This is a genomic window from Streptomyces litchfieldiae, assembly GCF_031845365.1.
In the GTDB taxonomy this organism is placed as follows: domain Bacteria; phylum Actinomycetota; class Actinomycetes; order Streptomycetales; family Streptomycetaceae; genus Streptomyces; species Streptomyces litchfieldiae.
The window spans coordinates 233,121-243,874 of sequence record NZ_JAVREL010000001.1; the positions used below are offsets into that span (position 1 = coordinate 233,121).

The window sequence follows — 10,754 nt, forward strand, 5'->3', positions numbered from 1 at the left end:
TTGGAGCGCATCGAGTTCCCTCGATGGCGAACCGCGAGCCAGACGTCCGGCGACAGCGTCCGGGCCGTTCCGGGCTATGCCAGGCGCCTGCCCGCCCGCGACCACGCGGCACCGGTCGCCGCACTCAGCACACTCAACGAGGGCCTGTCGTTCCAGGCGGCGATGGGGCCTGGTGCCCCCTGCTCGGCACCCCGCCGTCGCGCAGCGGTCCCGGTCCTGCGTCCAGGACTTGGGCAGGTACAGCTCCCGGTCCACCAGCGCCCGGCCCTTCGCCGAGGCGTAGGCGGCGAAGACGCCAATCCGGCAGTTCTCGGTGCGGCCGGCCGTACCGGAGTACTGGCGCTGGAACCGGCCGAGGTGATGCCCTTCTTCAGGAACCCGGTGTCGTCGACGATCAGTAGGCCGCCAGGGTCTTCCAGATTCTCGACGACGTATTCTTGCAGGTCATCACGTATCTCGTCGGGGCTCCAGCAGGCCCGGCCGAGTAAGTGCTGCAACCCGGCCGGACTGCTGAGGCCGGCGTATTCGGCCAGCTGCCAGCCGTTCTTGCGCCCCACCGGCCCGAGCCGCACCCGAGATCACGAACCCGGCAACCTGACGCTCAGTCAGCCAACTGCACTCCAGAACAGGGCCCTGACCAGCAGCAATAGCGAACCCTGCGGCTGGAGTGCGGCCGAGGAAGAGCTGGCCCCGCTTGTCGCTTCGCGGCTGCGGCTCTGGGCCTTTCCGTTCGTTGATTGCCCGCATTTCGTTGATTGCCTGCATGCGGTGTTGTGCTTCACCGCCGAGTTTTTTCGAAGCTGGGTGGTCGTCTGCCGTTGACGGGCCAGGCTGTCCGGCTCTCATGTCAGTGGACTCGTTCACGATGCTTCGGAGGAAAAATGTACGTGAAAAGGGTACTGGCGGCCGCGGCTGCGGGCGTGGCGATCGTGGCTGTGCTGGCCGCGCCGGCCGGCGCGGCGGGGGGCGCGGGCGAGGTGAGCCCGCTGGTCCAGATCCCTCCGCTGCGCACGACGGACCCTTCGAACACCGAAGTGGTTGGGTTCGAGACTGACGGCGACATCATCATCGTGGAGGACCTGCGTGGTGGTGACGGGCACGACGCCATCGCCTCGGTGTTCAGGAACACGGCGACGGCACGCCCGGCGAGCGGGTCTACAACGTTCGCGACAGCGCCGGGAACGGCCCCACCATCAGGAGCGCCGAGAACGGCGATCTCTACAACCTCTCCGAGGACAGGGTGTACTGGCTGCGGATCTGTCTGATCAATGGCAACGATGCGCTCAGCTGGTGTCACCCGAAGGTCGCGTTCACGGCGTGACCCACCGGGCGCGCGGGTCCCGAGGCCGGAGTGCCGACTGTGAAGTCAAGCTTCCCAGCGGCGGCATCCGCGGTCCGCCATGAAGCTCATTCGAAATGCGCACCTCGCAAGGACCGGTGTCAGAGGCAGCCTGGTCATGGCGTCGGCATTGCGGCGATGGCCGGAACGACGCGAAGCAGAAGTCGCAAGCGGCCGAGCGGCGTCGGTTACGGTACCTGGTCGCCGGCGGGGCGGTGGCCGTGCTGACGATCTGGTGGCCTGGTCATGGGTGTGGCCGTATCTACTGGCCGCGGTCGTGCCGGGTGGGCTCGGCACCCCGGCATGGTGGGGATGGCGGGTTCACCGGGCGCTGAGAGAGAAGGACCTCCAGTGGCGCGCGCCAACCGCTCCCGGCACCCCCACGGCTTCCGAGGTGACCGCCGGTTCCGTGACGCTGAGCTGGACGGCGTCCACCGACAACACGGGCGTCACCGGCTACGACATCGTCCGCGTCGACGGCGGCACCGAGACCCGCGTCGCCGGCTCAACGTCCAACCGCGTCACCATCACGGGCCTGTCCGCGGACACCGCCTACACCTTCGCCGTATACGCCAAGGACGCGGCCGGCAACCCCCCGACCGCTCCGGCACCGTCGCCGTCACCACCGAGACCGGCAACACAACGGGCACTTGCTCCGTGAGCTACCGCTCGGTGGGAGACTGGGGCAGCGGGTTCCAGGGAGAGATCGTGATCCGCAACACCGGCCCCACCGCCATCGACGGCCGCGTGTCCCGCAAGCGTTTCGTTCCCCAGCCAACCGAGCGATGGCGAGCACAGCCCTCGTCGATCCCTCACCGCGGGAACAGGCCGGCGCCAGCGTCCCATCCTCGGCCACCGCATCCGCTGCTGCCGCCTCTGAACCAGAACCGGTGCGGTGCCCCAACGGCACCGCACCGGCCGAGGTCGCCGGACGTCCGTCAGCGCGATACGCCGTGCCCGTCCGTCAGTGCGAAGTGGGGCAACAGGTCCTCAGTGCGAACACTCACCATGACGCACCCGTTGTGGTGGCCATGGTGGGAGATCACCACGGCATGCCCACCACAACGGGCGGCCTTCAGTTCCAGAACGCTATGGCCTGCCTGCCAAGCGACGCCTGGCCCGTGGTGTTGGCGTGACAGCCGTCCGCGACCTCATTGCTCGCGAGGTGGAACGCCCCGGGGTAGATGACGTTCTGCGTCGGGTCGGCAGCCGCCTGCTTGGCGAGACTGTCAGTCAACTGCGGGCCGTTGGGCCCCGCCAGGAAACACGTCCGACCCGGATCGTAAAGCGGCTGACCGGTGATGTAGATCGTCGCGTCGGGGGACGTGTGCTGCCGCGCGTTGGCGATGAGCCGCTTCACCTCGTCATACGTTGCGCCGCTCTGGGAGAAGATGCAGATCTGCACCCACACGGCAGTCGGCGTGCCATACCTGCTCACCTGCTGGTCGAACAACCGCCAGGCGTTGGAGTTGGGATCGGTCCACGACTGCACGACCATGCCGCCCGTCCCGTAGGGACCCCACATGGTGGTACCGCCAACCGCGCGGTAACCCTGCGCGACATTCTCCGCCATCGAGCAGCCGATGAAGCCCATCGAATTCTGTTGTGCCTGAGAGGGCGCTGTCTGGTGCGCGGCTCCGGCCACGACAGCGGGACCCGACTGGGCGCCCGCCTCGCTCCGGCCGCCCGCCGCCGAAGTGGTCGCGGACATGACAACGATGGCGACCGTTACGGCGACTGCGCCGACAGCGCGGACGATACGGCTGCCACGCCCCAGAGACCACACGCTTGGGCTCTTGCGATGCTGGACAGATGATCTAGTCATCACGGTTCCTCTCTCGGATACCAGGAGCCAGCCGACAGAAGTCGGCAACCGAGCAACTGCGGCCGACGGTACGATTGGGCACTGGGGTGGTCAACGACCACCGCCACGGGCACGGGCCGTTTCCGGACCGTGTCGACACTGTGTCGGCCGGGCTCCCGAGCCGGGCCCTCGGAGCATCGCGAAAGGCGCCAGACCGTCGCGACGGCACGGCCAACTCGCCGAGGTGGGAGGCCATCTCAGGGCATCGACGGTTCCGCTACCCCAAGGCGCCACCCCGGGCGGAGTCCACGATTGTTCGCCACGGAATAGACGGTTACTTCATCTGGCGCCCGAAAGGTGAGTTTATGGAGCCCGTCACCTGCGACCGAGCGCGCGGGCGCGGCCGCCAGGCGCGCTCGCCAACCGGGGCGGGACGTGCACAGAAGCGATCGCGCCTCCATAGGGCGCCGACACCGCGAGTCCAGGGACGGAGCGACCCCACGGTGGCACTTTTCCGCTTCGAGAGATTGGCAAAAAAAACTTCACAGAGCGAACTCCCCTGCGGTCGACGCTTCGCCCGGGCCATAGGGGCACAGAGGCGGCAGTTGTGAACTTTATTTCACAACTGGATCCCGGAGCTTACGAGTGGACCAGCACGCTGCTACGTTGCGACCGGACTGGGAGGTGTTCTCACACGCCTTGCGGAGCACTCATGCCGATGCGACAGCGACACTTCCTCGCCCTCGTTCTCTCGTCCGGCGCGAGTGCGACGTTGGCCGGCATGAAAGGGCGCCCACCGCGGTCGGCTTCCCCATCCCCGGCCCGGTCTTCCCCAGCACCTCGGCGGGCTCGGAACCGAACACGCAAAAGGCCGACCGCGGCGACCAGTCGCCGAACGTCTCAGGAGTCATCACCCACCGACAACGACTGAACTGACACCACTGGGTCACATTTCAACCGCCCAAAGTGGGTCACGATTCACCCGACGCCGACAGCAATGAGGTCGCGGACGGCTGCCATGCCAACTCGGCGGGCCAGCAGTCGCTCGGCACGTCCAGGAATTCTGGGACTGAAGGCCGTCGGCCGCTCTGGCTGCCCTGGTGCGAAGCCCCACCATGACATGCCCGTCCAAGCGGACGTGTCATGGTCGCGTTCCGTGCCATGTCCAGCCGGGCTCGCGTTGCCGGATGCGCCTGGCGACAGGAGCGCCTCCGGTCCGGCCACCTGGGGCCGGCGGTCGAATCGCCCGGGCCACGAGCGCCGGTGGCGTGGACGGGCTGTGCTGTCCACGCCACCGGATCGCTCGTCGTGCGTCAGGCCGCGGCGCAGTCCGTGCCGTTGAGCGAGAACTGCGCGGGCGCGTCGTTGGTGCCGCTGTAGGTGGCCTGGAAACCGAACTCGGCTCTGGTTCCGGGCGGGATGGTGCCGTTGTAGGGAGCGTTGCGCGCGGTCACCTGGCTGCCGGTCTGGGCCACCGTGGCGTTCCAGGCGCTTGTCACTCGCTGATTCCCGGGCCAGGTCCACTCCAGGGCCCAGCCGTTGAGCGGCGTGGTACCGGTGTTGGTGATGGAGACGCTGGCGGTGAACCCGGTGTTCCAGGTGTTCGCCGTGTAGGTCACCTCGCAGAGACCCGGGTCCGGGTCGGGATCCGGGTCGGGTGTGCCGCCCTCCACGTCGAGTGCGGTGTCGAGGAAGTTGGCCACCTCGCTCCAACTCGGATTGGGCGAACCGACGGTGACGGTCTCCCGGCAGTCCGAGACGGTGCGGACGGTCTGCGTCCCGTACCGGGAGGAGCTGAGCACATCACTCGTACCGTGCCCCGCGCCGGGAACGGAGAAGAACCGGGTATCGACGCACGCAGCCTTCAGGGCGTCGTGAAGGAGGGCGCTCTGCCCGTGCGGGACGATATTGTCCGCCTGTCCGTGCAGGAGCATCATCGGCGGGTCGTTCGCGTCGACATACCGGATCGGATTGGCCTCCTGGACGCGGTCGGGGCAAGTCTGGATCGCGCATCCGATCAGCATGGACTCGGGGGAGCCGGGGCCGTCGTGGTCGAGGCCGCCGCCCGGCGGCCGCTGAGCGTTCATCTGGAGGAAGTCCGTGGGGCCGAAGAACGACACGCCCGCCTGCACGGCGCTGGACACGCCCGTCACCCCGATGCTGCCCTCAAGCGACGTCACGCCGCCGGTCAGCGTGGCCATGTTCGCCACCCAGCCGCCGGACGAGTCGCCCATGACGGCGAAGCGGCTGGGGTCCAGCCCGTACTGACCGGCGTTCGACCGCAGCCAGCGGATGGCCGCCTTGGCGTCGTGTACCTGGGCCGGGAACTGCGCCTGGGAGCTGGAACGGACGCTGACGCCAGCCACGGCGTAGAGCGGCCAGGATCGCGAAGGCGATCCCGGCCGCACGTCTGTGTGCGCGCATGGTCGTTCTCCAGTCGGGGATGAGAGGGCTGGGATGCGGTGGATCGGTCAACGGGCCATTCCCGGTGTCCGGTAGCGCCTTCGGCGGATCGAGTCTCCGGGCCCGTGGCCCAGTACGGAACGCCTGTGGCTGCCGCGGGCACCGGACACGCCGGCGTCACGTCCGTCCCATCGATGACGCCGCGGTGACCGTACGGCGGACCCGGGGGGCGGTCAACGCGTCAGTGTTCGGGGGCGCATCATGTCCGGCCGCCGCCCGCGGAGCCCGCGCCGCAGGCCGAGTCCCCGCAAACCACGGTGAGTTCGCCGAGGCCGGATGCCCTCTCCGGCCGGCGTCGGCAGCCGTAGGGACCCCGGGGCCACCCGGCGCGGCAGTCGTTCGGCGTGGGCCGTTTCGAGGTCGGCGGGCGCCCGTCCGGCCGCCCCCGAGCCCGTCCGCTCATGGCCGGGCGCCAGCAGGCAAGGGTGCGGAATCCGTTGACGGGGCTGCGGGGTGGTGGCAACATCCAGGCGCATCAGAAATGGCGAAAAAAGTTTCACCGAGCGAACGCCCAGCCACATCAACGGAGGGCCCCGATCATGGAGTCACAGATCGCCAACTCGGACCCGAGCGTGTCCGCCGGCACCGGAGAGCACCGAGGCTGGCAGCCTTATCACACGCTGTGGGCCGTGCTCCTCGGTGGCTGGCTGTTCAGCTACGCCGACCGCACCATCACCGGGCCCGTAGTGACCTGGCTGATCAACAACGACATCGGCATGATCGGAGACTCGAGTCATCCGCACGCCCTGGGCGGGCTCATCGGCAGCCTCTTCTTCGCCGGCTACATGCTCACCCAGTACCCCGGCGGGTACCTCGGCGACCGGTTCGGGCACCGCACGATGATCGCCGTCTCACTGCTCTGGGCCGGCGTCACCACCGTGCTGACCGGCTTGATCACCGGGCTGCTCGTCTTCGTCGCACTGCGTGTGCTGACCGGCCTCGGTGAGGGAGTGTTCTATTCCAACGACCGGACGCTGATCGCCAAGCACTCCCCACCCGGCAAGGTGAGCCTCGGCATGGGGGTGGTCATCACCGGCCTCGCGCTCGGCCTCACCGTGGCGACGATTGGCGCCCCCTACATGATCGACTGGGGCGTGGAGGTGTTCGGCAAGGAGCACGCCTGGCGGATGCCGTTCCTGATCCTGGGTACCGCCACTCTGCTCTTCGGGCTCTTCATGGTGCCCTACCTGCGGCGGCTGGGGGGGCCGCTGCGGATGGGCGGGTCGACGCTGCGGCTGGTCGGGATCTCGGTGCTCTTCTGCGCCGCCATCATGGTGGTCTACCTGGTGGCCGACGGGGCGGGCATGCCCGCCTGGGGTGTGGCCATCGCCGAGACCGTGCTGGCGCTGGTGCTCGTGGCTGTCATCTTCTCCAGGCGCGGCGGGAGCGCCGGCTCCGTCATCCGCAACCGCGACGTGATGCTGTTGAGCGTCGCCGCCATCGCCATCCTGTGGAACCTGTGGTTCTTCAGCTTCTGGTCGGTGTCCATCGTCACGGACGCCGCCGACAGCTCCTTCACCGAAGCCGCGTTGGTCGCCACCTTCAACGCCGGCGCCGGCATCCTCGGCTTTCCCGCGGGCGGTCGGCTCTCCGACTGGGCCAAGGCACGCGGCTGGGGCCGGCGGCCCCTGCTGATCTGGTTCACTCTGATCCAGGGAACGATGGTGCTGGTCTTCGGCGCGTACCTCCAGGCGGCGGGAGAACCGTCGCTCGTGGTGATGTCCGTGCTGCTGTTCACCACCAGCCTCTTCTTCAACGCCCTGCAGCCGATGGCCCACGCAATGGTCGCCGAGGTCGTCGAGGAGCACCAGCGTGGCGCCGCGTTCGGCATGTGGAACCTGATCGGTGAGATCGGTGCTGTCATCAGCCCTGCGCTCGGCGGCGCGCTGTTCGACGCGTCCGGCTCTTGGGTGGGCGCCGTCTACATCGACGGCGCCCTGATGATCGCCAGCGCGGCGATCTATCTGTTCGTGCGCGAAAGGCGGGCGGCGGCCGTCGCCCCGGCCTAACCGCAGGGCCGCGGCGGCTCAGATCTCGCGGACGTGGGTGAAACGACCGGCGACATCCAGATCGGCCTCGATGGCGGCGGCAGCGGCCCGCAGGTGAGGGAGGACATCGGCCACGCAGTCATGGGTGCTGCGGCGGCCGGTGTGCGTGGCGACGTTCAGCGCGGCGACAGTGCGCCCGTCGCGGTCATGGACCGGGACCGCGATGGACCGCAGCCCCTCCTCCAGCTCTTGGTCGACCAGCGCGTATCCCCGCGCGGCGACCCGGTCGAGAAACGCCGCCAGCTCACCCGCGTCCGTAATGGCCCAGCGGGTCAGGGGCCGCAGCTCGGCCCGGTCCAGGCGGGCCGCGCGGTCGGCAGCCGGCAGCCCGGCGAGTAGCACCCGGCCCATTGAGGTGGCGTAGGCCGGAAACCGCGTGCCGACAGTGATCTCCACGCTCATAATCCGCCTCGTCGCCACCCGTGCGGTGTACCGAACCTCGTCGCCGTCGAGCACCGCGAGGGACGCCGAGTCGTGTACCCGCTCGCTGAGGGCGGCCAGATGCGGTCGGGCGATCTGCGGCAGTGTCAGGCGGGACAGCGGCGCGTAGCCAAGGGCGAGCACCTGGGGCGTGAGGCGAAAGGACCGGTCGTCGGTGGTCACGTACCCCAGGTGCGCCAGCGTGATCAGGGCCCGGCGAGCGGTGGCCCTGGCGAGGCCGGTGGCCCTTGCGACGGCCGCGAGGGTCAGCTCGTCGTGGCTCGCGCCGAAGGCGGTGAGCACGGTGAGTCCGCGGGCCAGCGACTCGACGAACCCGCGGCCCAGTTCCTGTTTGGAAGCGGTGGTCCAGGATGCCAGGTCGGTTTGCGGGGCCATTGGCCCCGGCGGCGGGATCTCACGCAGTCGGCGTTCCATCCCGGCGACCGCGGCGCGCAGCCTCGGCAGCAGTCGGCTGCCCAGGTCTTGGGCGGCGTGCCGGCTGGTGTGGCTCACCAAGCTTGCCACGCAGGCGAGTTCACCGCGCGGATCGCGCACGGGCACGGCCAGGGCCACCAGCCCCGGCTCCACCAACTGGTCATCCAGCGCCCAGCCCTGAGCGCGGGCCTGTTCCACCATGGCGGCGAACGCCGCCTCCGTGGGCCACTGGTCGGCGTCGAGCGGCGGCAACGCGGTGAAGCCGTGGCCCAGCGGGTCGGCCGCGCGACGCGCGCGCCACTGGGCCCAGTCCCGTGGACCCCAGTCGGCCGCGATCAACTGCCCCGGCGCGGTGCGCTCCACGGGCAGCAGATCCCCGATCCGAAAGCTGATGGACAGCGTGCGGCGCCGGGGGGTCTGATGGATGAACCGGATGCCGTCGCCGTCGGCCACCGCGAGGGACACGGACTCATCCAGCTCGCGGGCCAGGTCGTCGGCCAACGGTCCGAGCAGCTCCGGCAGGCGCAACGCAGCGAGATAGGCGTTGCCGAGCTCCATCAGGCGCGGGGCGAGCGAGACGGCCCGGCCGTCGAGACGCAGGTGGCCCATGCGGGCGAGCGTGCCCGTTACCCGGTCCAGGGTGGAGCGGGCCAAACCCGTGACGCGCTCCAGCTCCGGCAGGCTCAGCGTCCCGTCCGCGTCAGTGAGCGCGCGCACCACGGCGATGCCGCGTATCAGCGGCGCGACGGCCTCGGCGGGTGCCTCGGCGGCGCCCGCCCGGGGAGCGCGTGCCGCCAGGGCGGGGGTCAGGGGCATGGGGCCTCCCGTGCTGTGGAATCCGCGGGTCGCAGCCGTTCCCTTGCCCGCCCCGACCGCCGGGCGGACCGGCCTGCACTGCACGAACGCTACCGGCTGGCGCGTCCTCGCGGGGAAGCACCCTCGCGGCCGGGCACAGTTGACGCTGTTGACATGCGGGACGGCGCGGGCAAGACTACCCTTTATTAGTGAATCTTTATTCACCAGGCGAACGCAGGGGTCGGCATGGAACATCCGGAACGTACGCGTGTGGGCATCGTCGGCGCGGGACCGGCAGGGTTGCTCCTGGCCCGGCACCTGCACATGAGCGGCATCGACTGCGTGGTCCTGGAGAGCCGGGACAGGGAATACGTCGAGCGGCGCCAGCGCGCAGGCATCCTCGAACAGGGCACGGTCGAGGCACTGCGTGCGGTGGGTGCCGCGGACCGACTGGAGCGCGAGGGCATCCCGCACGAAGGCATCGAACTGCGCTTCTCCCGGCGCTCGCATCGCGTCGACTTTCCCTCGCTGACCGGCGGCCGCCGGGTGTGGGTCTACGCGCAGACGGAGGTGGTCAAGGATCTCGTGGCCCTCCAGCTGAGAGAGGGGCCGCCGCTGCTGTTCGACGCACCGGTGCTGGCGGTAGAAGGCCCGGACACCAAGAGGCCGTTGATCCGCTACGTCCACGCCGGCCGTGAACGCACCTTGACCTGCGACTGGGTGGTGGGGTGCGACGGCTACCATGGCGTGACCCGGCGCGGACTACCTCCCGGCGCGCTGCGGACGTACGAACGCACCCACCCGTACTCCTGGTTCGGCATTCTGGCCGATGCCCCGCCGGCCTACGACGAACTCATCTACGCCCACTCCGATCGCGGCTTCGCGCTGGCCAGCATGCGCTCCCCACACGTCAGCCGGCTCTACCTCCAGGTACCCAACGGCACGGATCCCGACGCGTGGTCCGACGCGCGCATATGGGACGAACTCGACGCCCGTTTCGCCACCGAAGGCGACTGGCGGCTGCATCGCGGACCGATCATCGCCAAGGCGGTACTGCCCATGCGCAGTTCGGTCACCGAACCGATGGCTTGGGGCCGCGTCTTCCTGGCCGGTGACGCCGCGCACATCGTGCCCCCCACCGGTGCCAAGGGGCTCAACCTGGCGGCGGCGGACGTGGTCGTCCTTGCCCGGGCGTTCGACCATCTGAAGGTCACCGGTTCCACGGACCTGCTCGACGCCTATTCCGACACCTGCCTGCGCCGCGTCTGGCGTGCCGAGCACTTCTCCTTCTTCATGACCTCGACACTGCACAAGGCCCCGGAGCAGTCGGAGTTCGACACCCGCCTCCAGCTGTCTCAGCTCGAACGCATCACCGCGTCCTGGCACGCGGCCGCGGAACTGGCGGAAAACTACGCGGGGCTGCCCATGGGCGGAAAGGGAGCGTGAACAA

General features: G+C 69.3%; 5 protein-coding genes and 2 pseudogenes. 3 read left to right on the forward strand and 4 right to left on the reverse strand.

Annotated elements, in window-relative coordinates; genetic code table 11:
* Positions 1 to 159: 159 nt before the first annotated feature.
* A pseudogene (locus RM590_RS01080) lies at positions 160 to 566 on the reverse strand (IS701 family transposase); the annotation flags it as partial.
* 1,128 nt (positions 567 to 1,694) lie between these two features.
* Between RM590_RS01080 and RM590_RS01085 the strand changes: the two are divergent.
* Positions 1,695 to 2,083, forward strand: a pseudogene (locus RM590_RS01085) (fibronectin type III domain-containing protein); the annotation flags it as partial.
* A 331-nt stretch (positions 2,084 to 2,414) separates the two neighbouring features.
* On the opposite strand, the gene RM590_RS01090 reads toward RM590_RS01085, so the two are convergent.
* Positions 2,415 to 3,050 (reverse strand): hypothetical protein, encoded by a 636-nt coding sequence (locus RM590_RS01090; protein ID WP_311702372.1) that lies wholly within the window; start codon positions 3,048 to 3,050, stop codon positions 2,415 to 2,417.
* Positions 3,051 to 4,456: 1,406 nt separating this feature from the next.
* A complete protein-coding gene (locus RM590_RS01095) occupies positions 4,457 to 5,509 on the reverse strand; it encodes a cellulose binding domain-containing protein (RefSeq protein ID WP_311702373.1) in 1,053 nt (350 codons plus the stop codon).
* 636 nt (positions 5,510 to 6,145) lie between these two features.
* Between RM590_RS01095 and RM590_RS01100 the strand changes: the two genes are divergently transcribed.
* Positions 6,146 to 7,615, forward strand: a complete 1,470-nt coding sequence (locus RM590_RS01100) for an MFS transporter (protein ID WP_311702374.1) — start codon at positions 6,146 to 6,148, stop codon at positions 7,613 to 7,615.
* Between the two features lie 18 nt (positions 7,616 to 7,633).
* Here the strand turns inward: RM590_RS01100 and RM590_RS01105 are convergent, their stop codons facing one another.
* Entirely contained in the window at positions 7,634 to 9,325 is a 1,692-nt protein-coding gene (locus tag RM590_RS01105) for an IclR family transcriptional regulator domain-containing protein (protein WP_311702375.1), read from the reverse strand.
* Positions 9,326 to 9,550: 225 nt separating this feature from the next.
* Here RM590_RS01105 and RM590_RS01110 point away from each other — a divergent pair, with 225 nt between their 5' ends.
* Positions 9,551 to 10,750 carry a 4-hydroxybenzoate 3-monooxygenase gene (locus RM590_RS01110; protein ID WP_311702376.1) on the forward strand — a complete coding sequence of 400 codons (1,200 nt, stop codon included), beginning with the start codon at positions 9,551 to 9,553 and terminating at the stop codon, positions 10,748 to 10,750.
* Positions 10,751 to 10,754 lie beyond the last annotated feature (4 nt).

Coding starts and splice junctions, on each gene's coding strand:
- RM590_RS01105 (WP_311702375.1), bottom strand. CDS start 9,325: ATGCCCCTGACCCCCGCCCTGGCGGCACGCGCTCCCCGGGCGGGCGCC.
- RM590_RS01090 (WP_311702372.1), bottom strand. CDS start 3,050: ATGTCCGCGACCACTTCGGCGGCGGGCGGCCGGAGCGAGGCGGGCGCC.
- RM590_RS01110 (WP_311702376.1), top strand. CDS start 9,551: ATGGAACATCCGGAACGTACGCGTGTGGGCATCGTCGGCGCGGGACCG.
- RM590_RS01100 (WP_311702374.1), top strand. CDS start 6,146: ATGGAGTCACAGATCGCCAACTCGGACCCGAGCGTGTCCGCCGGCACC.